The following is a 22376-nucleotide window of genomic DNA, read 5'->3' as shown; positions in this document are numbered from 1 at the left end:
GGTCACACGCTCGCCTTTCCGAAATTGAAGCTGCCATCGCCCACCAGCCGCCGCCGCAGCCAGCCCGAAAACTGGTCGATGGCAATGATGGTCACGAGCAGCAGAATGATGATCGCATAGGTCTGCGCGGCATAATCGCGCCCGATCGAAAGGCGAAACACTTCGCCGATCCCGCCGCCGCCCACTGCCCCGATAATGGTCGAAGCGCGCACGTTGATCTCGAGGCGCAGCAGCCCATAGGACACAAAATTGGGCATCACCTGAGGCACGATGGCGTAGCGTACCCGCTCAAGCCAGCTCGCGCCAACCGATTTCAGCCCCTCATCGGGCTTCATGTCAGCATTCTCGACAACTTCGAAAAACAATTTCCCGAGCGCGCCAATGGTGTGCAGCGACACGGCCGCAATAGCAGCAATCGGCCCGATCGAAAGCACGGCTGTCAGCAGCCCGGCGATGACGATTTCCGGGAAGGCACGCATCACTTCCATGATGCGCCGCACCACCCAGCGCACCGGCCCCGCGCCCACGAGATTGGTCGCAGCAAAGAAGCAAAGGCAAAAACCGATCGCTCCGCCGATGATCGTCGACACCACGGCAATATTGACCGTGACGATGAGCTGATAGATGAAATTGGGAATGTAGAGGCTGTCGGTCAGATAGATATTGCTCGAGGTATAATCATACTTCGCCGAGCCATCGAAATAGGGCGAGGCCACCCCGAACATGGCGCGAAAAATCTCGAGCGGATCGCGCGGCGTAAAGTTCTTGATAAAGTCGAACATGAAGGGAAGGCGTTCGAAAAACTTCCCCGAATTGGCCGAATTGGCATAGCTCATGGCCGCCACCAGCGCGACGATTACCCCGATCACCACGAGGATCGTATAGACCCGCCGCGTCATCACCTGAGAGCGATAATGCTGCAGGATCGTTTGGCCGGCCGGCGAAAGCCCGGGTGACTGCTGGGAAATATCGGCCATCGCGAGGCATCTCCGACAACCACGGCGTCATTCCCGCGAAAGCGGGAATCCCTCTTGCAGAGATCCCCGCTTTCGCGGGGATGACGCTGTGGCTTGATTGAAATGAGAGGCAGGCTGCGCCTGCCTCCCGGGATCAAAAAATCAGCCGCCGATAACCGACTTACGGGCGTCGATGATCGTCTGGTACATGGTCTGGTCGGCGTCGACGAAGTTGGTGTAGCCGCCGGCGGTGAAGGCGTCGAAGCATTCGAAATCGGTCTCGGGCAGCGCCTTGAACATGGCGGTGACCTTTTCCTTGATGTCGGCTGGCAGCTTGTTCGACACCATCAGCGGGCCGTTCGGGATGATCGGCGACTGCCAGACTTCGACCAGGTCATCCATGTCGAGGAGGCCCTTGTCGACCATGATGCGCAGGTTACCGGAAGTGTAGCCTTCCGAGAATTCGCCCTGGCCCGAACCGAAGGTCGTGCCGACATCCCAGGTGCCGTCGAGAACGCCGAGCACGAGGTTTTCGTGGCCGCCGCCAAATCCGGTTTCGCTGTAGAACTCAGCGATCGGCATGCCGAGGTCGGCTGGAAGAGCGACGGACGGGATCAGGTAGCCCGAGGTGGAGTCCGGATCGGCAAAGCCGAGCTTCTTGCCCTTGCTCGAGGCAAGATCGGTGATGCCGCTATCAGCGCGAGCAACCATGATCGTGTGGTAGCCGGTCGAACCGTCTTCCTGCTGGGTGGTCAGCACCGGGTCAACGGCTTCCGGGTCCTGCAGGTAGATCGCGGCATAGGACGAAGCGCCCATGATGGCGATGTCGATAGTGCCGCCAAGGAGGCCCTGGATGATGCCGTTATAGTCGGGCGATGGGAAGAACTGGACATCGGTGGCGCCGGTTGCGGCCTTCAGCGGCTCGGCAACGCATTCGGAACGGCGCAGCTGGTCGGCTTCGTTTTCGCCGCCATCGAGACCGATGCGGAGGACGAGACCGTCCTGGGCAAAGGCTGCGGTCGACATGGAAAGCGCGACGGAGGCGAGAAGCAGTTTACGGATCGCGGACACGGGAGGTCTCCTTTGGTGACGCGTTTGGGTAATCTCGGTTTTTTCTGAAAAGGGCCGAGTTTCAGGGCGCCTGCTGCGCGTTGGTCGGTGTGCGCGGCAGGTATTGGATGGGCGCGATCGAGGTCGAGGTCATCGCCTCGGAAAAGGCCTCCTTGAGGCCATCGGCGCCGTAAATGGTGCGAGCGACATCGGTCGTCAGCTCGTTGGGCGTACCGTCGAACACCACCTTGCCAGCCGCCATCCCGACGATCCGCTCGCAGTAAGCGCGCGCCGTATCGAGCGTGTGGAGATTGGTGATGACGGTGATGCCCTCGGAATTGATGTCGCGGAGCGAGTCCATGACGATCTGCGCATTGCGCGGATCGAGCGAAGCGATCGGCTCGTCGGCAAGGATCATCTTCGGTTTCTGCATCAACGCCCGCGCAATCGCGACGCGCTGCTGCTGGCCGCCCGACAGGGTCTGCGCCCACTGGGTCGCCGTTTGCGCGATATCGAGCCGCTCCAGTGCCTTCAGCGCTTCGAACTGCTCGTCCGGCGAAAACACCTGCAACAGATTCAGCAGAGGATTGCGACCATTGAGCCGCCCCAGCATCACATTGGTGATGACATCGAGCCGCGGCACCAGGTTGAACTGCTGAAAGATCATGGCGCAATCGCGCTGCCAAGCCCGCAACGCCTTGCCCTTGAGCTCGGACGTCTTGACGCCCTCATATTCGATATAGCCCGACGAAACGTCGTTGAGCCGATTGATCATGCGCAGCAGTGTCGACTTGCCAGCGCCCGAACGGCCAATAATGCCCACCATCTGCCCTTGCGGGATTTCGAGCGTCACATCATTGACGGCGATCTTGTCACCGAACCGTCGTGTAACGTGCGAAATCTTGAGCATGAGCCCGCCCCAGTCGTTGAACTGCGGCAGACCTAAGGCGCGCATGTAACGTCACCATGTATGATCGGTGACCGTTCCATGACTATTCACCGCCACCGTGTGGCGGGTTGTCGCGGTAACTAGGGTATTACGGACGCCTTAGCCCCGCGCTCCGGCCCTCCCCTCGCCCCTTGAGGGAGAGGGACAGACCAACTTTGCGTTCAGCAAATTGGTCAGGGTGAGGGGTATTCTCTCCTCCGCAAAGGAGAGCGTGACGGGCACTAAAAGAATACCCCTCTTCCGGCGCTAAGCGCCACCTTCTTCCACAGGGGGAGAAGGGAAGTTCAAGCGCCCTCATACTTCTCCAAAAACGCCTCGATCCCCAGCTCCCGAAAATCCGGCAGCGCCTGATGCAGTTTCTCGTGGCTCCAATCCCACCACTTCATCGCGTCGAGCTTTCCCGCCACATCATCGGAAAACCGCTGCTTGATCGTCCGCGCCGGCACGCCCACGGCAATAGCAAAATCCGCCACGTCCTTGGTCACCACGGCATTGGACCCAATGATCGCGCCATTGCCGATGCTGACCCCCGGCATCACCACGGCGCCATGCCCGATCCAGGTATCGTGCCCAATCCGGATGCCATCTGCCGCCCGCCAGTCGAAAAAGCCCTGATCGTCCTCTTCGCCCTCAAAATACCAGGCCGAGCGATAGGTAAAGTGATGGAGCGAGGCCCGCTCGATCGGATGCATCGACGCATAAATCCGCACATGGCTCGCGATATTGGCGAATTTTCCAATATCCGCATACGCGATCTGCGTATTCTCGACGCAATAGGAATAGTCGCCGATCTTGGACCGGCTGACATGCGAGCCCGCCCCGATCTCGACATAGCGCCCAAGCTCGGACGCCGTCACCTGTGCCGTCAGATGAATGGAGGGTGTGTCGCCAAGCCGGGTCATGCCGCCGCCTTCGGTGCAAAGCCGGTCACATCGACGATCCGGTCGGCCACTTCCGCCCGCACCTCTTCATCATGGAAAATCCCAAGCATCGCGACTCCCTCGCGCTTTTTCTGCGCAATCATCCCAACCACCACCGCCCGATTGGCCGCATCGAGCGATGCCGTCGGCTCATCGAGCAGCAGAACCGGGTGATGCGTGATAAAACCCCGCGCAATATTGACGCGCTGCTGCTCGCCACCCGAAAAAGTCGCTGGCGGCAGCTCCCATAGCCGCTCCGGCAGATTGAGCCGCGCCAGCAGTTCTCCGGCCCGCCCCCGCGCCTCGGCCTTGTCGACCCCACGCACCACCAGCGGCTCCGCCACCACATCGATCGCCGAAACCCGCGGCACCGTCCGCAAAAACTGGCTCACATAGCCAATTGCATCGCGCCGCAAGGTCAGCACAGTCCGCGGATCGGCACTCGCCAAATCCACCATGGCGCCCTCATGCGCAATCAGCACCGAGCCGCGATCGACCCCATAATTCCCATAGACCATCTTTAAAATGGACGACTTCCCCGCCCCCGATGGTCCACCCAGCACCACGCATTCGCCCGGCGCGACGTCGAAAGTGACGTTATCCACCACCGGCAGGCTGATCCCCCCGCGCAAGTGCATGGTAAAAGTCTTTGCGAGATTTCTCACGGATAGAGCGGTCATCATCACACCTGCAAAATCGAACTGACCAACAATTGCGTATAGGGCTCGCGCGGATCATCGAGCACCCGGTCGGTCAGCCCCGCCTCGATCACATGCCCACCCTTCATCACCATCATTCGATGGCTCAGCAGCCGCGCCACGGCCAGGTCATGCGTGACGACAATCGCCGAAAGCCCAAGCTCACCGACCAATTGCCGCAACAAATCCAGGAGCCTCGCCTGTACGGACACATCGAGCCCACCCGTCGGCTCATCCATGAACACGAGCCGCGGCCCGGTCACCAAATTCCGCGCAATCTGCAACCGCTGCCGCATCCCGCCCGAAAACGAGCGCGGCTGATCATCGATCCGATCCGCCGCAATTTCCACGCGCCCCAGCCAATCAAGCGCCGTGTCGCGAATAAGGCCATAATGCCGATCCCCAACCGCCATCAGCCGCTCACCGACATTGGCCCCCGCCGACACCGTCATCCGCAACCCATCGGCCGGGTTCTGATGCACAAAACCCCAATCCGTCCGCGTAAGAAACCGCCGCTCAGCCTCGGATAACTCATAAATATTGCGCCAACTCTCATCGCGCATCCGGTAGAGCGCCTCGCCCGACGTCGGCTCAAGATTTGCCGAAAGCGTATTGAGCAGCGTCGTCTTCCCCGAGCCACTCTCGCCAACGATAGCCAGCACTTCGCCGGGATAGAGCTCGAAATTGACATCGGCACAGCCAAGGCGGCTGCCGTAATATTTGGTCAGATTGCTGACACGCAGCAGCGGTTCGTCAGACATGGGGATTCTCCGTGCGCACCGAACACCCCCTCCTAGCCTCCCCCATCAAGGGGGAGGTACGGGCCGGTGAATGGGACTGGATCGAGTAAAAAGAGTGGAGGGACACCTCCCCCTTGATGGGGGAGGTTGGGAGGGGGTGATGAGCGTAAAAGGTCACTCCGCCGCCTCCTTCATCCCCAACACCCCAACAAACCCCGCCTCCCGCCGCTCTTCGCAGTGGTCGGTGTCCGAGCACACATACATGTGCCCGCCCCGATCATCCAAAATGACCTCATCCAGATACACCCCCTCCGCGCCACACAGCGCGCAGGGCTCCTCAAAATGCTGAATCTCAAACGGATGATCCTCAAAATCGAGGCTGACGACATCCGTAAACGGCGGCACCGCATAGATCCGGTGCTCACGCCCCGCCCCAAACAGCTGCAGCGCCTCGCTCCGATGCATTTTCGGATTATCGAATTTCGGCGTCGGCGACGGGTCCATCACATACCGCCCCTCGACCTTGACCGGATAAGCATAGGTCGTCGCAATCCGCCCATGCCGCGCAATGTCCTCATAGAGCTTCACATGCATCAGCCCATATTCCTCGAGCGCATGCATTTTTCGCGTCTCGGTTTCGCGCGGTTCCAAAAACCGCAGCGGCTCGGGGATCGGCACCTGATACACGAGGATCTGCCCCGCCTCGAGCTTCCGCTCGGGTATCCGATGCCGCGTCTGAATGATCGTCGCCTCAGCCGTGTGCGTCGTCGTCGCGACCTGCGCCACCTTGGCAAAGAACGCCCGGATACTCACCGCATTGGTCGTATCATCCGCTCCCTGATCGATGACTTTCAGCACATCATCCGGCCCAATAATCGACGCCGTCACCTGCACCCCACCCGTGCCCCATCCATAAGGCATGGGCATTTCGCGGCTGGAAAACGGCACCTGATACCCGGGAATGGCGACAGCCTTCAAAATAGCCCGCCGGATCATCCGCTTGGTCTGCTCATCGAGATATGCAAAGTTATAGTTTGCGACGGCGTTCATTTCAGCGCCTCCAATGCCTTCCTATTCTTCTCCCCCTCGGGAAGAAGGTGGCGCGCAGCGCGGGATGAGGGGGATGCTTCAGCGGGAGTGGAGAGGGAGAAACTCACTCCGCAGCCTCCTGCTTCCCCTCAAATTCCGCCCGCATCCGCCGGATCAAATCCAGCTCCGCCTGGAAATCCACATAATGCGGAAGTTTGAGGTGCTCGACGAAGCCCGTCGCCTGCACATTGTCCGAGTGCGAAATGACGAATTCCTCGTCCTGCGCCGGCGCGGTGATATCTTCGCCAAACTCCTTGGCCCGCAGCGCCCGATCGACCAGCGACATGGCCATCGCCTTACGCTCCGCCTGCCCGAACACCAACCCATAGCCGCGCGTAAACTGCGGCGGGATGGTCGCCGAACCCTTGAAATGATTGACCATCTGACACTCGGTCACTCGAACCCGCCCGAGGCTCACCGCAAAACCCAGCTCAGGAATGTCGAATTCGACCTCGACTTCCCCGATGCGGATTTCGCCGACAAAAGGATGCGTCCGGCCATAGCCACGCTGCGTCGAATAGCCGAGCGCCAGCAGAAATCCCTCGTCTCCCCGCGCCAGCGCTTGCAGTCGCAAATCCCTGTTGAGCGGAAAATCAAGCGGCTCCCGCGTCAAATCGCCGACCTCATGCCCCTCGGGCAATTCGCCATCCGGTTCGATCAGCCCCTGCCGCCCGAGCAGATCCGTCACCCGCGGCGCCCGTTCATCCTCGGCCTCGCGAACCGCCGGCACTTCGGCATCCTCGCCCACGATACTGGGGTCCAGCAGCCGGTGCGTATAATCAAACGTTGGCCCGAGCATCTGACCGCCCGGCAGATCCTTGAACGTCGCCGAAATTCGTCGCTCGATCTTCATCGCTCCGGTATCGATCGGCTCCGAATAGCCAAACCGCGGCAATGTCGTGCGATAGGCCCGAACCAGAAAGATCGCCTCGATCAGATCGCCCCGCGCCTGCAACAGCGCCAGCGCCGCGAGTTCCCGGTCATAAAGCGACCCCTCGCCCATGGCCCGGTCCACCGCGAGGCCCAACTGCTCGACAATCTGATCGAGCCGCAGCGCCGGCACCGACCGATCCCCGCGCCGCCGATCCGCCAGCAGGCGATGCGCATTGGCAATGGCTGCCTCGCCACCCTTTACGGCTACGTACATCTCAGGCCTCCACAATTCGGCTGGATCGCGGCAGGCCGATCACCTGCTCACCAGCCACAAGCAAAAGGTCGACCCCGCGCGGAAACAGCTCGCGGTTCTCTCCCCACTGACTGACGAAATCCCCGCTCAGCCCTTCTGGGCTAATCTCAACCATGTCGCGAATGCCCGGCCCGCGCAGCACCAGCGTCGGCCCACCGCTCAACGAGGGCAGTTCGGCGACGATCGTCGTCGAGCGATCGGGATATTCCTGGGTCCCAAGATTGCACTTGGCGAGATCGGGCAGCGCATCGCCACGCGCCACAAAGGCAAAAGTGGCCTTGGCCGGATCGCTGACAATGCTCGCCCCTGTATGAAACCCGACGAACCCGCGCGCGGCTTCCGTATCGAGCGCAGGCGATAACCAGATCGTCGTGTCGTGGTCGCTCAACGTTAGCGTAATGCTACCCAATCCACCCATTTCAGTGCCCGCTACAGGCAGGTGTTGCATTGTCCCCGGGTTCGCCAAGGCATCCAAAACCGCCCGAAACACCACCTGCGCCTCGCGCACCGGCTCGGTGAAACCGGCGCCAAAATCATGGGAAAGCATCAGTTATCCCCCCGCACCATAGTGAAAAAATCGACCCGCGTCGCCGCCGCTTCGTCCCGCCGCGTGGCGTCGCGCTCAGCCCCAAGTGCTTCGAGCGGCGCGATAATTTCCGCGTCCACCCGCGCCGCTTCGCGCTGGCGCAGCGCATCGATAACCGCGATGGCCTCGGCCTTATCGAGGTCGCGGCCCAGGCAATACCCGTGCCCCACTTCCCCGGTTACGATCCGCACACTCGCCCGGCTGACCGTCGCCTCGCCGATATTGAACGGCGCTCCGCCGCCGCCCGCCCGGCCGCGCACCATGACGAGCCCTGTCTCGGGTCCGCGAATGCGCTGATGCTGCGGCTGTTCGCCAAACGCGGCCCAGCGCTCGGCCAGCGCCTTTGCCGGCGCTGCCGCCAGCACATCCAGCGCCCGCTTTCTCGCGCTTTGCTCGGCAGAAATCTCGCTCTTCATGCTTGCCTCGATTTGTCTAATAAACTAGACAACTAATCTCACTAGTTCCGCTCTACGCTTCGTGTGTGAAAGTGCAATGACAAAATTGAAATCGGCACAGGGCGGCGTCGCGCTCTGGCGTCAGATCGCCGATGCGATCCGCCTCGACATCGTCGGCGGCAAGCTCGCCAATGGCGATCGCCTCCCCACCGAAGCCATTCTCGCCGAACGCTTTTCCGCCAACCGCCACACGGTCCGCCGCGCGCTCTCAGTGCTGGCCGAAGAAGGCGTCGTCATCGCTGAACAAGGCCGCGGCACTTTCGTGAAAAGCATCCGCCGCCTCAGCTACCCCATTGGCAAGCGCACCCGATTCCGCGAAGGCCTCAAGGGCCAGGCTAACACCGTTGTCACCAACACCCTGGGCGACCGCATCGACAATGCCAGCGCACAGGTCGCCGAAGCCCTCGGTTTAAAACCCGGCGCCAAGGTCGTGCGGCTCGAAGCCGTTTCGCTCGCCGATGGCGTCCCGCTATCGCGCTCGACCACCTGGCTCGCCTATCGCCAATTTCCAGATTTCGCCGCCCGCCTCACCGAACTCAATTCGATCACCCGCGCCTTCGAAAGCTACGGTTTCCCGGACTATGTCCGCGCCACCACCCGCATCTCCGCCCGCCACGCCGACGTCGAAGAAACCCGGCTTCTGGGCCTCGCCCCCGGCGCCATCGTCTTGGTTTCCGAGGCAGTCAACGCCGACCCCGACGGCAATCCGCTGTCTTACGCGCTCAGTCGGTTTCCGGCGGAACGGATGGAATTGGTCGTGTGAAACTGGGGCTATAGCCCCCAACGCTCCCGACGATCTCGGCGTCATTCCCGCGGAAGCGGGAACCCCTTCTACACAAACAGAGATTCCCGCTTTCGCGGGAATGACACGGTGGAGCCAAAAGCACCGCCCTGAGGAATCTAAGCCCTAACCCCCACCCGCAACAAATCCCTCAGCAGCCCCACAAACTGCTCCCCAGCCACATCCAGCGCGCCCGAATTATCAATCCGCACCGTGCTCGCTGGCAGTCTCACCGCGACGCTCCGGTCCATCCGCCGCCGGATCTCCCCGGCATCTTCGCGCCCGCGCCCGGCCAGCCGCTTCGCAACCACTTCCGGCTCCGCCCAGACCTCGACCACCAGCGCCGTCGGATAGCGCCGCAACAGGTCCGGGATCACCGCCCGCGAGAGGTTGGCAACAACCACCTGCCCCTCGCCAAGATTCCGATCGAGCGACACCGGCAGCCCGTAATGCAGCCCATGCGCCTCCCAGCTCAGCGCAAATTCACCGCGGCTTTCCGCTGCCAGGAACTCAGCCTCGGAGAGGCTGTCATGATCCTCGCTGCCGCCATCGGCCGGCCGTGTCACCACGCGCCTTACGGTGCTGATCTCGTCGCCCAGCCGCTCGCGCGCAAAGTTCATCACGCTGTCCTTGCCAGCGCCACTCGAGCCCACGACGGCGACAATAGTTCCGGTCATATAACCCGCCGTCCCTGCCGCCACACGGTCATGACGATCGGAATGCCCTCTTCGACGCGCACATGGACGAGGTCCGCGCGCTTACCCACGGCAATCTCGCCGCGATCATCGAGCCCCGCCGCGTCCGCCGGGCGCTTGGTCACGAAGCCGATCGCTTCCGGCAAACTTATCCCCGGCACCTCTTCGGCAAGGCAAAATGCCGATTGCAGCATCGAGAAGGGAATATAGTCGGACGATAAAATATCGAGGAGCCCCGCCGCCGCCAGATCGCGTGCCGAAACATTGCCCGAATGCGATCCGCCGCGCACCACATTAGGCCCGCCCATCAGGATGGCCATGCCCGCATCGCGCGAAGCCTGCGCGGCTTCAAACGTCGTCGGAAACTCGGCAATGCGAATGCCCAGCGCCACGGCCTCGTCCACATGCGCCTTGGTCGCATCGTCGTGGCTTGCCAGCGCAATGCCCCGCTCCGCGCTCAGCGCCGCGAGCGCCTTGCGATGCTTGTCCGAATAAGTCCCTGATTCATATGAGCGTCGCGCGATGAACTCGGCGAGCTCATTGTCCGTCATCTTCAGCTTGCCCTGATAATAGACCTTATAGGCATCCGGGCTCGCAAACTGCCGCTGCCCCGGCGCATGGTCCATCAGCGAGGCTAGCCGCACCAACGGATGGTCCATGATCTGCTCGAAACTTTCGAGGCAATCCGGCGCCGAAACCTCGCAGCGGAGGTGGATCAGGTGATCCGCCCGCAGCCGCCCGGCATTGACGCCCGCCGTCACCGCATCAGCCAAAATCCGCAGCTCCACCGCGCCCATATCGGCATGCTCGTCGATCCCGACACGAATGGCATCGAACACAGTGGTGATGCCGGAAGCCGCGATCTGCGCATCATGCGCCTGCACCGCCGCCACCGGATGCCACCGCACTTTCGGCCGCGGCGCATAATGCGTCTCCAGGTGGTCGGTGTGCAGTTCCACCAGCCCCGGAATGAGATAATCGCCGTTCAGATCCGTGCCGCGCCGGCTCGCCGAACCGATATCGGTGATGACCCCGCCCGCGATTTCGACCGCGCCTTCGTGGATGCCATCGGCAAGAACGATACGAGCATTACTCAATACTGTGGCGTCTAGGGCGTGCATGGCGGGCCAATCGAAAAGGGAAAAGTGGCGCTGCGATAGAGCAAAACTGTGACACCGAAACGACAAGCGGAAAACCGCTGAAATCTCGGCATTGCAACGTTTTTATCGCGCGCTCGCCATAGTTTTTCGCTATCGCTACCCGTCAATTGAATCACAGCGTCCCATTGAAAAAGTCTGCCCATGCCCCGTATTGCCAAGCTCGACCGCCTGCTCGCCGTGCTCCGCGAGCGCATCTTCCAGCGCTCCGGCATCTTCGTGCCGCTCAAGCACCGGCAGGCGGAAAATGGCGAACGCAACCTCGCTGCATTGGAGGACCGCAGCGGCTGGACCGACGTCGACCAGAACCTCGTCTGGGGCGAGCCCGATGGCTATTACTGGTTCGGCGGCTCCGTCACCCTGCCTCAGGAAATGGCGGGCAAACCCGTCTTCGGTCGCGTCGAAGCCCAGTTCGGCTCAGTCATGGGCCGCAGCGATCCGCAGCTTCTCGTCCGCCTCAATGGCAAGATCGCCAGCGGCGGCGACGGCAATCACCGTGAATTCCGCATCACCTCCAAAGCCACCGGCGGCGAAACCATCGACATCCTCATCGAGGCCGGCACGATCGAAAACCGTCGCCAACTCGGCTTTGCCGTCGAACTGGTCACGCTCGATCGCCTCGCCGAAATCGTCTACTACGACCTAAAGGTCCCGCTCGACGTCGCCCGGCTCCTCAAGCCCGACGATGCCCGCCGCGCCCGCCTCCTCCGCCATATCGATGACGCCATCGACCTCATCGACCTGCGCCCCGGCAATCCCGAACGTTTCACCGCGAGCCTGGAAGCCGCACGCACCCGCGCCGACGCCCTCTACGCCGAGGCCGACGCCGATGCCATGCCCGAGATCGTCGCCACCGGCCACACCCATATCGACGTCGCCTGGCTCTGGCGCGTGCGCGAAACCCGCCAGAAAATGGCGCGTTCCATGGCCAATGCCCTCTCGCTGATGGACGAATATGACGACTACCGCTTCATGTATAATCAGGGCGTGCTGCTCGATTATCTCGAAGAGGACTATCCCGAGCTGTTCACCCGCATCGAAAGTCAGGTCGAAGCCGGCCGCTTCGAGATCGAAGGTGCGCTCTGGCTCGAACCCGACGTCGTCATCGCCTCGGGCGAAAGCCTCGTCCGCCACATCATCAAGGGCGTTAGATATCATCAGGAAAAATTCGGCGTGACGCCGAAAATCGTCTGGCTCCCGGACACTTTTGGCTATACTGCCGCCCTGCCCCAGCTCATGGCCCTTTCCGGCCTTGAAGTTTTCATCACCCACAAGATGAGCTGGAACGACACCAACCGCATGCCGCACGAAATCTTCTTCTGGCAGGGTTTGGACGGCACCAAGGTTCCGGCCTATTTCCTCACGACCCAGCGTTACGAATACGATGGGATCAACACCACCTACTGCCCCGATCTCGTGCCCAGCCACGTCATGGGCACTTGGAAGCGCTTTAGCCAGCAGGGCCTCCACGACGAACTGTTCCTCGTCTATGGCCACGGCGATGGCGGCGGCGGCCCCACCCGCGGCATGCTCGAAAATGTCCGCCGCATGGAGCGCGGCATTCCCGGCTGCCCCAAGATCAAACACGAGCCCATGGCGCCCTATTTCAAGCGCCTCGTCGAGCGCATGAACCGCGAGCCCGAAGCTTTCCCCAGCTGGGTCGGCGAGCTCTATCTTGAATATCACCGCGGCACGCTAACCTCTGTCGCCAAGAACAAGCGCAACAATCGCCTCGCCGAACAGACGCTCCACGATCTCGAGGTTCTCGCCGTCCTCGCGAGCCGGCATGGCATCGCCTACCCCAAGGACACGCTGGAGCGGCTCTGGAAGACGGTCCTCCTCAACCAGTTCCACGACATCCTTCCCGGAACCTCGATCGGCTTCGTCTACGAAGACAGCGACCGCGACTACGCCGCCTTCTTCGCCGAAGCCGCAGCCCTTCGCGACCAACTCGCCGCGCCCCTCGCGACAGCCGGCACCTACACGGTCCTCAATTCCACGAGCCTTACGCGCACTGATCTGCTGACGCTGCCCGCCGGCACATCGGCCATCGCCGTCTCCGGTGAGACCATTACGGCCCAAACCATCACCCGCGCCGACGGCTCAACCGAAACCGTAGCTCCCTCCGCCGGTTTCGCGCCCCTCTCCGCCACTGCCCTGACCTTTACAGAGACAACGGCTTCCGCTCCCGAAACCACGCTCTCCGTCTCCCCGACCCATCTCGAGAACACCGCCCTCCGCGCCACCTTCAACACCCGCGGCCAGCTCACCTCCCTCTTCGACAAAATCCGCAATCGCGAAGCCATCCAGCCCGGCAAGCTCGGAAACACCTTTGTCGCCCATCGCGATATCCCGATCGATTTCGACGCCTGGGACATCGATGATTATGTCGAAGACCAGTCCTGGCCGGTCGACACCCTGGTCTCGGCCGAAGTCGTCGAAACCGGCCCCTGGCGCGCCGCAATCCGCTTCGAGTGGACCTATGAGAATTCCCGCATCGTCCAGGTGATCTCGCTCGCCGCCGACGCCGCCCAGCTCGAATTCGACACCATGATCGATTGGCACGAGCATCAGACGCTCCTCAAGACCGGCTTCCCGCTTGCCATCCGCACCGATGCCAGCCGCGCCGAAACCCAGTTCGGCCACCTCACCCGCCCCACCCATGCCAATACGTCGTGGGATAAAGCACGCTTCGAAACCTCGATGCACCGCTGGGTCGATCTCAGCGAGGCCGGCTTCGGCGTCGCCGCGCTCAACGATTGCAAATATGGCTATGACGCCAAGGGCTCGACACTGCGCCTGACCCTGGTCAAATCCCCGGTCTTCCCCTGGCCCGAAGCCGACCAAGGCGAGCATCGCCTTCGCTACGCGCTCCTCGTCCACGCCGGCGATCTGCAAGTGGTCCACAACGCCGCGACCACCTTCAACCAGCCCCTGCGCCTCCTCGCCGGCTCATCCTCCGCCGCACCCACCCTCAGCGCCCTTGCAACTCTCTCTAGCGACCAGATCGCCATCGAAACCGTCAAGCAAAGCGAAGACGGCCAGCGCATGATCCTCCGCCTCTGGGAAACCCAAAACAAGGCCGGCACGGTCACCCTGACTCTCCCCAGCGCCACAAGGATCAGCGAAACCGATCTCTACGAAGCGGACACGTCTACTCTCTCGGAGAGCGCCAAAACCATCGACCTGACCTTCAAACCCTTTGAAATCAAAACCATCGCTTTGGGCTGAGCCCGCCCGACGTGAGCCCCCGCTTCATCCCTCCCCCTCCCAGGGGGAGGCTAGGTGGGGGTCCCCCAAACAACGAGCCCCGCCATGATCCCACCCCTCCCCAGCACCCTCCCCCCGCTCCTCGGCGTCGAGAACGGCATCTGGCTCAAGGGCGATTGGCACATGCACTGCCGGCACTCCACCGACAGCTCCAACAACCCCCAATCCCGCATCATCACCTTCGCGGAAAAGCTCGGCTTCGATTATCTCGCCATCACCGACCATGACGTCCACGTCCAGGGCGCCGTCGCCCAGAACACTTGGGCCGACCCCGAATACCTGTCCGAAAGCGTGCTCCTCTTTTACGGCGCCGAACTCACCGCCCCCCGCGGCCACGTCAACATTCTCTCGGCCGAGCCCTACGATCACCAAGCCATCTTCGACGCCCGCAATGCGCGGGATTGGGACCTTCTCAAACTCAAGCAAGACCTCGGCATTCACTGGTCGGCCAATCATCCGCACCACAAGAATCACTATGGGTTCTCCTTCGATCTCGCCGACAGCGTCGAAATCTGGAACACCAGCATTTGGCCCAAGAATATCCCGAGCGTCCGCATCTGGGACGATCAACTCCTCTCCGGTCGCATGCTCGGCGCCCGCGGCGGCAGCGATTCCCACCATGGCGCGCCCGACGATCCGGCCCTCATCGTCCCGCTGACCATCGAGCGCTCAGGCAATTACGTCGGCACCCCGACGACCTGGATTTTCGCCGCCGACCGCACCAAGCCAGCGATCCTCGCAGCCCTCAAACAAGGCCGCGCCTCCGTCAGCTCCAACCCATACAACCCCCGCGTCGAACTCCTCGCCGACACGACGGGAACCGGCCAGTTCGACATGATGATGGGCGACAACGTCATCCCGACAGGCGCCCCCGTCACCTTCGAAGTCCGCCTCTCGGGCGGCGGTATCCCCGGCGCCAATTACCAAGTCCACGTCATCAAGAACCGCAGCGAATTCGCGACCCTTCTCACCGACACCACCACCCGCACTGCCCGCTTCACCGACACCCCATCGCCCACCGACCGCAGCTATTATCGTGTTGAAATCGAAGGCCCCCAGGCGCCCTATCCCGAAGTCCCCAATTCCATGGCGCAAAGCCAGAACATGGTCGCCCTGTCGAATCCCATCTACTTCAATTACGATCCGGAGTTCTGACGCCGTCTTGCCCACCGGCTGTCACCCCGGCGAAGGCCGGGGCCCATCCTGAGATCTCAAGATGGATCCCCGCTTCCGCGGGGATGACAGCAAGTGGTTGGGTTGGCCCCTCCGATCACCGGCGAGCCCAAAAACATGGTAAGAGACCCAAGCCGAAAAGTCGGCGTCAAGGACATCGCCGAGGCCGCCGACGTCGCCGTCTCGACCGTCTCCCATGTTCTCAATGGCACTGCCCCCATCTCCGCCGAAGTCCGCGAGCGCGTCCTCAACGCCGCCAATGCCCTCGGCTATCTCGCTCGCCGCCGCGAAAAGGCAGCCATCGCCGTCCTCCGCAGCGTCCTCCTCGCCGTGCCCACCGACACGCTCCCGCACAACGAACACAACCTCTATTCCTGGACCCTTCTCAGCGCCCTCACGCGCGAATGCGAGCGCCGCGCCATTCGTGTCATCCCGATGGAAATTGGCCCCGAAATGGCCGATGGCGCAAAGATCGTCGAAAAGGCCCAGAGCCAGGAGGTCGATGGCGTCCTCATCCTCAACGACGATCGCCCCGAGCTCCTCCACGACATCGCCGCTGCCCGCATTCCCGCTGTCCTGATGAATGGCGAAGACCACGAAATGCAGATCGATAGCGTCACCCCCGGCAATCGCTTCGCCGCCCGTTACGCGACCAATTGGCTCATCGGCCAAGGCCATAGCCAGATCATGCACCTCACCTGGGAAGGCCGCTCCACCATCCGCCGCCGCCGCGACGGCTTTATCGATGCCTTCCGCGCCAATAATATCGCAATCGACGGGGCCCAGGTCCATTTTGCCGATGGCTATCTGCCCGAATACGGCGCCGCGGCCATCGAGCGCTGGCTCAAAGACCATGATGGGCTCGGCGGCATCACCGCGATTTTCTGCGCCGCCGACAATCTTGCCCTCGGCGCCATGACGGCGCTGCATCGCGCCGGCATCCGTATGCCCCAGGATGTCTCCATCGTCGGTTTCGACGGCGTCGCCCTCGGCGAATTTACCTCACCCTCACTGACCACCGTCAGCGTCCCCCTCGAACATATGGGCGCCGAAGCCCTGCATCTCCTCGAGCGACGCATCGTCAATGCGCTCCTCAATCCGCCGGCCCACCGCCTCGAACTCGGCTGTCGCCTCACTATCCGCGGCAGCGTCCGCCGCGTCGGCTAAGCTTCTACGACCCTTGATAAACAGCGGAACAGCCCGCAGCTCCTCGCATTGGCCTTCTTAGACTGGAGGCCTACAATTTCCGACCGCATCATCCCGCTCCACCCAAAGCCACGCCCTCAAGCAGGCGGCGAGCAATTGCGCGCCAGCATCGATGCCGGCCGCACCGGCGATAAGGTCGCATTCCCCGATCCCGCCGCCGCGCCTTTGCCAACCGACGCCGAGGCCGGCGGCACCGCCACCGCCTTCAAGCCCGAGCCAGATCGAAGCGACCTCACCCGCCGCGGGGGCGCCAGCGGCCTCCTCGTCTATATCCTCGTCATCGCAGCCATTGCCGCCGCCGCGATCGCGCTGATCTGGTGGGGACCGACACCACGCTAGGGTCCACGCCTCTTATCCTACGATAACCCGAAAGTGGGTGGCGGAACTCAAGCATTTCGCCCAAAGTTCTGCCAACGACCTTGGGTTTGGTTCTTGCTTGATGACGCTGCAAGATCGGCCAGATTCAAGGTCGCTTCTCTCATGCGATATGCGCCCACGCATATCGCAAAGCACGGCAGCGCCAAGGCGCTTGAGGAGCAAGGCGATGATTGAGGCAAATCTGGTTCGCGATCTGTCCGTCGAGCACGAAGGCAGGTCCTATCACGCGACCTATTTCGTCGAGCATGGACAGATCCACGTCAAAACCGGCGCCAAGCTTTTTCGCCTGCCCCTTACCGAGACACCCGCGCCATCCGCCGTCGAAACCCTGTTGATCGGCCTCGCAACCGATGCTGCCCGTGAGGCCAGCCAATCGTCACGTTGGGCTGAGGTTCTGACCGGCGGATCGAGCCCCCAATCGCCCAAAGGCGCAGGATAAACCGCCTATCGCGCCTGCAAATATCCCGGATCGAACGAGCACAGCGACCGCATCCCCTCGGGGTCCGGCAGTGTCACGACCTTGTCCCGCCAAGTCGCGAGACCCAGCCGGCGCAAGACCTGCACCGTGCGATTGACGTGCACCGTCGAAAGCCCGAGTGCCTCCCCCAGCTCCGCCTGCGTCAGTGGCAGGTCGAAGCTGCCATCCTCGCGCACCAGCCCCGCCTTATTGAGCCGGAAGTGCATCTCGCAAAGGAGATGGCTGACTCGGTGCAACGCGTTGCGCCCACCAAGGCTGACCAGCAGTTCATTGGTCGCCCCATGCTCGATCGCAGCGCAGCGCAGGATCGCCGTCATCACCTCGGGATATTGCTCGACGATCCCCGCCAATCGATCAAGATCGACCATGCCGACGGTGCTATGCGAGAGCGTCACAACGCTCTGCGATGCCGGGCTATCGGAGAGAAAACCAAAGTCGCAGATATCGCCCGGCACGATAAATGTCGTGATCTGCCGGCTGCCATCCGGCAGGTACTTGTAGCGGCAGGCAAAACCCGACAGCAACACGCGCACAGCCGTGTCTTCCAGCCCGTCCCGTACGATGTGCTCGCGCGATTGATAGCTGCGTGGCACCGATACGGCATCGCGCACCGCAGCGCGTGCGCCCTCGGAAAGATCCATCAAATCGGTCAATCGCCGGTGCCAGATTTCCCCCGGGCTCAGGGTTGGACGAAGCGCGCCCCTCATTCAGGTCGCGCCCGAAGCGTTACGCATTGCGTGAACCACGTCATTCCGCAGCCGGGGCACCCGCTTTCCACCCCAGAATTATTGTTCGTTTTCAACGGCAAGCCCATGATTCTTCGTATCTGGACTTGACCCTATAGGCCGTTGCGCGCCGTGCAATTCACATAGGTTAAACAAGGCATTAGCGGCCTCGAAATCGATCTAAATAGTCTGTCGTCCATCTAACCTGCGTTAGTCACATTTGTCTCTCAGACCAATTCAGAAAACTCTTGCTCCGATCGCGCGCGGTCGGAGTTGTATTCAATAGGGGGAATGGATTGGACAGATAATGCTCGCCAGCAATGTAAAGCCATTCGAAACGCCTATGCCCGGGCCTGTTATATTCAAGCGCCTCTGGGAAACGGGCCTCTTGAAAAACAACGATGTCGCGGCCCTAGCCGGCCTCTCATGGACTCGGCAAAACGTCCCCACAGACGGCAGCATCGATAGCCGCAGAGACCTCTGCCTCCTTTCGAGCGGTATGGTCTTTCGCCAGCGCACCATGGAAGACGGTGTGCGGCGGCTGATGTCGCTGGTCGTGCCCGGCGATATCTGCTGCTATGCCATCGTCACCGGGCACATGACACTCTCCACCCTCTGCGCCGTTACCCCATGTACGGTGATGCGCGCGCCGATGGAAGAGGTCATCACCCTGTGCGAGCACTATCCCAATATTCTGGCGGCCCTGCTCGCCAATCTCTCGATCGACACCGCCGTTACCGAGGAGTTGCTGCTCTCGATCGGCCATCGCACAGCGCTCGAGCGCATGGCGCATTTTCTTTGCGAGCTCGAATTCCGCCTGCGCCGCGTGCGCCTTGCCGATCATGCGCAATTTCTTCTGAACATGACGCAGGCCGATATGGGCGCTTACCTTGCCCTCTCGGCCGTTCACGTCAATCGCACCTTGCAGGAATTGCGCCGCCGGGGTCTTGTCCGCACCGTCGGCGCGCGCATCAATCTGCTCGATCAGGCGGAGCTGCAGCGCATTGCCGGCTTCTCGCCGGCCTATCTCACTGACGCGCGCTAGCCGCTTCGTAGGAGCGGCGCATCGTCACGCAGATCGCGCGCATCATGCGCGTCCGAGGATCTGCATCCCGGTTATCGTCTGCGGCGCTCCGCGCCATGATCCGGGGCTGCGCCACCGGCTCGGCCGGCCGCCTGTTTCCCATTTCGAGAATAGCTTCGATGAGCCGCGAGCGATCATAGGGCTTTGTCAGCCGCGGCTTGCCCTTGTAACGCTCCGGCATCGCCTCGTCGCCAAAGGCCGTTGCAAAGATGATCGGCGTGCCCCGGCGCGTCAGTTCATCGGCGAGGCTGAACACTGTCGTGCCGTGCAGGCGCACATCGAGCACTGCACCATCGACACCGCGCCGCCCCAGCAATTGCATGGCATAAAAAGGAGTCGGCGCCGGTCCGAGAACGATCGCGCCCTGCCGGCGCAAATCCTGGCACATTTCATCGGCGAGGTAGAAATCGTCCTCGACGACCAAGATCCGTTTTCCCTCGAGATCCATTGGTCATTCCTCCGTTGGTGGAAGCCCAAAGGGCCAAGACTTGAACGATTAACCTACAGCAGGATAGGCTCTGTCCGCGCTAACATTTGTTGAGTGTGGCGCGCCTAATTATTGACCCACCACATAAAACACCGTGCCGGCGATCAGGATAAACGCCAGCACGACACCAAAAATCCGCAGCATGCTGCCATAGGGATTGGTCCCGAGGAGAAGACGTTCAGCCGTCCCCTGCGCGTTATCGACAATCACCTTGTCGGTTTTGGACCGCCTGTCAGGCTCGCTCATTGCCGAATGCCGTCACTAAACGCCGCCGTCACTTCTTCGTCTCGACGTCCGGATAATGCTCGATCCGCTCGACTTGCGGGCGCATGATCGCCAGCGCTTGATGTTCCATAGCGTGAGCGTTGCGCAATCCGGTGAGGTAGATTTCCGTTGGTGTCGACATCGTTCTCTCCGCTGGTCTCTCCAAGGGAACGGCGGGGCACGCTCGAAGCTGCCTGCCCCATCTCAGATCATCCCGCCTAAACCACGGCATTGGCGACATATTCAAATGGCGAAGCGGCCGAAGCATCAGCGCCGGCCGCTTCACGGATCAGGGCCTCAACACGACCTTGGTCCATTCGTTTTGCTTGTCGTGGAAGTTCTTGTAGCCCATCGGCGCTTCTTCGAGCGACAACCGGTGGCTGATGAGGAAGGTCGTATCGATTTCCTTCTCCATGATGCGCCGCAGCAGATCCTCGGTATAGCGCTGCACATGGGTCTGGCCGCCCTTGATGGTCAGGCCCTTTTCCATCATCGCGCCAAGCGGCCACTTGTCGAGCATGCCGCCATAAACACCGGGGACAGAAACCCGCCCGCCTTTTCGGCACGCCAGCAGCGCCTGCCGCAAGGCATGGCCACGATCCGCACCCGGCGCGATCTTCTGTTTGACGAGGTCGAGAACATTATCGACCACAAACCCATGGGCTTCCATGCCCACTGCGTCGATCACCGCATCAGGCCCGATGCCCGCGGTCATCTCCATCAATGCCTCGCGCACATGCGTCTTCTCGAAATTGATGGTCTTGGCGCCAAATTGCTTGGCCAGTTCCAGCCGATGCTCGTGGTGATCGATGACGATCACCTGCGCCGCGCCCATGATGACGGCGCTTTGCACCGCAAAGAGCCCAACCGGCCCAGCGCCCCAGACGGCAACGGTATCGCCCGGCTCGATTTCTGCATTTTCCGCCGCCATCCAGCCCGTCGGCAGGATATCGGAAAGAAAGAGCACATCGTCGTCGCCCAGCTCATCGGGAATGACGATCGGCCCGACATCGGAAAACGGCACGCGCACATATTCCGCCTGTCCGCCGGCATAGCCACCGGTCAGGTGCGTGTATCCAAATGCTGCCCCCATGCCGTGTCCATAAAGCTTTTCGCTCGCATCCTGCTTTTCCGCGGGATTGGAATTGTCGCACGCCGAAAACTGACCCTTCTTGCAATGGAAGCATCCACCACAGGAAATGGTGAAAGGCACAACGACGCGCTGGCCCTTCTTGAGCGTACTTTTGGGCCCCACCTCGACCACCTCGCCCATGAATTCATGGCCGAGAATATCGCCCGATATCAGGCCGGGAATGACGCCGTCATAAAGGTGCAGGTCGGACCCGCAGATGGCGGTCGATGTGACCTTTAGGATCGCATCGCGTGGGTTGAGAATTTCGGGATCGGGGTGAGTGTCGACGCGAACGTCGTTGTTGCCGTGCCAGGTGAGCGCCCGCATCAGTTTTCCTCGTTCTGTTTGCTGTGAAAGCTGCCGGTGGCGATTTCGCCGGTTTCCATGAGCATCTTGAAGCGCTTGAGCTCGTGCCGCGCCTGGATATTGGGCTCGACCGCAAAGAGCTTGGCGAAGATCCGCCCAATGTCTCCGCCCGGCGGCGCATAGGAGATGTCAGCGGTCACCACGGTGCCGCGATCGGCCGGCGCGGTCTCGAACGTCACGCGACCGCGCGTCTTGATCTGGGAATCTTCGGTCGATTCCCAAGCAATTGTTTTGTGCGGCACGTCTTCGGTGATCTTGGTCACGAGCGTCACCGTCTGCGCCAGCGGGGCGCGGACCGTCCAATGATAGTCTTCGCCCCGCTTTTCCACCGCCTCGACGGCCTTCATGAAGCCGGGAAACCGCGTCGGGTCGCGCCAGCCTTCATAGACTTCGGCAATGGGCTTGCCGACCAGCACCGACCGGCCGACCACTGCCAGATCGCCGTCCTTGTCATCCTTGCTCGCGCGCTTTGGTGCGTCATCGACGCTGGTGTCGCTCATCAAAAATTCCTCCTGATTGCCGGCTTGGACATGCCGGGCAAATGGCTGGGA

Annotated in this window: 24 protein-coding genes and 1 pseudogene; 7 read left to right on the top strand and 18 right to left on the bottom strand. The window is 61.8% G+C overall.

Annotated features, from left to right (window positions below; genetic code table 11):
• Window positions 1-2: 2 nt before the first annotated feature.
• From phnE to phnG, 10 genes are all read right to left on the bottom strand, one after another.
• A complete protein-coding gene (gene phnE / locus DevBK_RS01105; RefSeq protein WP_317184163.1) occupies window positions 3-977 on the bottom strand; it encodes a phosphonate ABC transporter, permease protein PhnE in 975 nt (324 codons plus the stop codon).
• A 141-nt stretch (window positions 978-1118) separates the two neighbouring features.
• A complete protein-coding gene (gene phnD / locus DevBK_RS01100; RefSeq protein ID WP_317184162.1) occupies window positions 1119-2027 on the bottom strand; it encodes a phosphonate ABC transporter substrate-binding protein in 909 nt (302 codons plus the stop codon).
• A 61-nt stretch (window positions 2028-2088) separates the two neighbouring features.
• The gene (gene phnC / locus DevBK_RS01095) at window positions 2089-2916 is read right to left on the bottom strand and encodes a phosphonate ABC transporter ATP-binding protein (protein WP_317185571.1); all 828 of its coding nucleotides are present in this window, start codon (window positions 2914-2916) and stop codon (window positions 2089-2091) included.
• Window positions 2917-3239: 323 nt separating this feature from the next.
• Window positions 3240-3857 (bottom strand): DapH/DapD/GlmU-related protein, encoded by a 618-nt coding sequence (locus DevBK_RS01090; RefSeq protein ID WP_317184161.1) that lies wholly within the window; start codon window positions 3855-3857, stop codon window positions 3240-3242.
• Entirely contained in the window at window positions 3854-4558 is a 705-nt protein-coding gene (gene phnL, locus DevBK_RS01085; RefSeq protein WP_317184160.1) for a phosphonate C-P lyase system protein PhnL, read from the bottom strand. Before phnL ends, DevBK_RS01090 begins: the two co-directional genes overlap by 4 nt.
• Window positions 4558-5334 carry a phosphonate C-P lyase system protein PhnK gene (gene phnK, locus DevBK_RS01080; RefSeq protein WP_317184159.1) on the bottom strand — a complete coding sequence of 259 codons (777 nt, stop codon included), beginning with the start codon at window positions 5332-5334 and terminating at the stop codon, window positions 4558-4560. Before phnK ends, phnL begins: the two co-directional genes overlap by 1 nt.
• A gap of 153 nt (window positions 5335-5487) precedes the next feature.
• Window positions 5488-6363, bottom strand: a complete 876-nt coding sequence (locus DevBK_RS01075) for an alpha-D-ribose 1-methylphosphonate 5-phosphate C-P-lyase PhnJ (protein WP_061910096.1) — start codon at window positions 6361-6363, stop codon at window positions 5488-5490.
• Window positions 6364-6466: 103 nt separating this feature from the next.
• On the bottom strand, window positions 6467-7549 hold the full coding sequence (locus DevBK_RS01070; RefSeq protein WP_317184158.1) for a carbon-phosphorus lyase complex subunit PhnI: 1083 nt from the start codon (window positions 7547-7549) through the stop codon (window positions 6467-6469).
• 1 nt (window position 7550) lies between these two features.
• Window positions 7551-8135, bottom strand: a complete 585-nt coding sequence (gene phnH, locus DevBK_RS01065; protein ID WP_317184157.1) for a phosphonate C-P lyase system protein PhnH — start codon at window positions 8133-8135, stop codon at window positions 7551-7553.
• Window positions 8135-8590: a phosphonate C-P lyase system protein PhnG gene (phnG, locus tag DevBK_RS01060; RefSeq protein WP_317184156.1), complete on the bottom strand. Its 456-nt coding sequence runs from the start codon at window positions 8588-8590 to the stop codon at window positions 8135-8137. The genes phnH and phnG overlap by 1 nt, the downstream gene beginning before the upstream one ends.
• 76 nt (window positions 8591-8666) lie before the next feature.
• On the opposite strand from phnG, the gene phnF reads away from it, so the two are divergent.
• Window positions 8667-9392, top strand: a complete 726-nt coding sequence (gene phnF, locus DevBK_RS01055) for a phosphonate metabolism transcriptional regulator PhnF (protein ID WP_317184155.1) — start codon at window positions 8667-8669, stop codon at window positions 9390-9392.
• A gap of 137 nt (window positions 9393-9529) precedes the next feature.
• Here the strand turns inward: phnF and phnN are convergent, their stop codons facing one another.
• Window positions 9530-10087, bottom strand: a complete 558-nt coding sequence (gene phnN, locus DevBK_RS01050) for a phosphonate metabolism protein/1,5-bisphosphokinase (PRPP-forming) PhnN (protein ID WP_317184154.1) — start codon at window positions 10085-10087, stop codon at window positions 9530-9532.
• Window positions 10084-11226, bottom strand: a complete 1143-nt coding sequence (locus tag DevBK_RS01045; protein WP_317184153.1) for an alpha-D-ribose 1-methylphosphonate 5-triphosphate diphosphatase — start codon at window positions 11224-11226, stop codon at window positions 10084-10086. The genes phnN and DevBK_RS01045 overlap by 4 nt, the downstream gene beginning before the upstream one ends.
• Before the next feature lie 180 nt (window positions 11227-11406).
• Here DevBK_RS01045 and DevBK_RS01040 point away from each other — a divergent pair, with 180 nt between their 5' ends.
• The 5 genes from DevBK_RS01040 (at window position 11407) to DevBK_RS01020 (ending at window position 17728) form a co-directional block, all read left to right on the top strand.
• Complete coding sequence (locus tag DevBK_RS01040; protein ID WP_317184152.1) at window positions 11407-14493, top strand: alpha-mannosidase; 3087 nt, start codon at window positions 11407-11409, stop codon at window positions 14491-14493.
• Between the two features lie 84 nt (window positions 14494-14577).
• Window positions 14578-15687, top strand: coding sequence for a CehA/McbA family metallohydrolase (locus tag DevBK_RS01035; RefSeq protein WP_317184151.1), 1110 nt, complete (start codon window positions 14578-14580; stop codon window positions 15685-15687).
• A gap of 135 nt (window positions 15688-15822) precedes the next feature.
• Complete coding sequence (locus tag DevBK_RS01030) at window positions 15823-16872, top strand: LacI family DNA-binding transcriptional regulator (protein WP_317184150.1); 1050 nt, start codon at window positions 15823-15825, stop codon at window positions 16870-16872.
• Window positions 16873-17007: 135 nt separating this feature from the next.
• Window positions 17008-17250 carry a hypothetical protein gene (locus DevBK_RS01025; protein WP_317184149.1) on the top strand — a complete coding sequence of 81 codons (243 nt, stop codon included), beginning with the start codon at window positions 17008-17010 and terminating at the stop codon, window positions 17248-17250.
• 205 nt (window positions 17251-17455) lie between these two features.
• Window positions 17456-17728 (top strand): hypothetical protein, encoded by a 273-nt coding sequence (locus tag DevBK_RS01020; RefSeq protein WP_317184148.1) that lies wholly within the window; start codon window positions 17456-17458, stop codon window positions 17726-17728.
• A 5-nt stretch (window positions 17729-17733) separates the two neighbouring features.
• Here the strand turns inward: DevBK_RS01020 and DevBK_RS01015 are convergent, their stop codons facing one another.
• Window positions 17734-18420 (bottom strand): Crp/Fnr family transcriptional regulator, encoded by a 687-nt coding sequence (locus DevBK_RS01015; RefSeq protein WP_317184147.1) that lies wholly within the window; start codon window positions 18418-18420, stop codon window positions 17734-17736.
• A gap of 460 nt (window positions 18421-18880) precedes the next feature.
• On the opposite strand from DevBK_RS01015, the gene DevBK_RS01010 reads away from it, so the two are divergent.
• The gene (locus tag DevBK_RS01010; RefSeq protein ID WP_317184146.1) at window positions 18881-19537 is read left to right on the top strand and encodes a Crp/Fnr family transcriptional regulator; all 657 of its coding nucleotides are present in this window, start codon (window positions 18881-18883) and stop codon (window positions 19535-19537) included.
• On the opposite strand, the gene DevBK_RS01005 is transcribed toward DevBK_RS01010, so the two are convergent.
• The 5 genes and pseudogenes from DevBK_RS01005 to DevBK_RS00985 form a co-directional block, all read right to left on the bottom strand.
• Window positions 19521-20024 (bottom strand): response regulator, encoded by a 504-nt coding sequence (locus tag DevBK_RS01005; RefSeq protein WP_317184145.1) that lies wholly within the window; start codon window positions 20022-20024, stop codon window positions 19521-19523. The genes DevBK_RS01010 and DevBK_RS01005 overlap by 17 nt on opposite strands.
• Window positions 20025-20132: 108 nt before the next feature.
• Entirely contained in the window at window positions 20133-20309 is a 177-nt protein-coding gene (locus DevBK_RS01000) for a hypothetical protein (protein ID WP_317184144.1), read from the bottom strand.
• A 34-nt stretch (window positions 20310-20343) separates the two neighbouring features.
• A pseudogene (locus DevBK_RS00995) lies at window positions 20344-20469 on the bottom strand (DUF892 family protein); the annotation flags it as partial.
• Window positions 20470-20616: 147 nt separating this feature from the next.
• Entirely contained in the window at window positions 20617-21786 is a 1170-nt protein-coding gene (locus DevBK_RS00990) for a zinc-dependent alcohol dehydrogenase (protein ID WP_317184142.1), read from the bottom strand.
• Window positions 21786-22325, bottom strand: a complete 540-nt coding sequence (locus DevBK_RS00985; protein WP_317184141.1) for an SRPBCC family protein — start codon at window positions 22323-22325, stop codon at window positions 21786-21788. The genes DevBK_RS00990 and DevBK_RS00985 overlap by 1 nt, the downstream gene beginning before the upstream one ends.
• Window positions 22326-22376: the final 51 nt, after the last annotated feature.

The organism is Devosia sp. BK (assembly GCF_032907385.1).
Taxonomy (GTDB): Bacteria; Pseudomonadota; Alphaproteobacteria; order Rhizobiales; family Devosiaceae; genus Devosia.
Note: the sequence above shows the minus strand (reverse complement) of the source record. Positions and strands in the feature narration are given on the sequence as shown.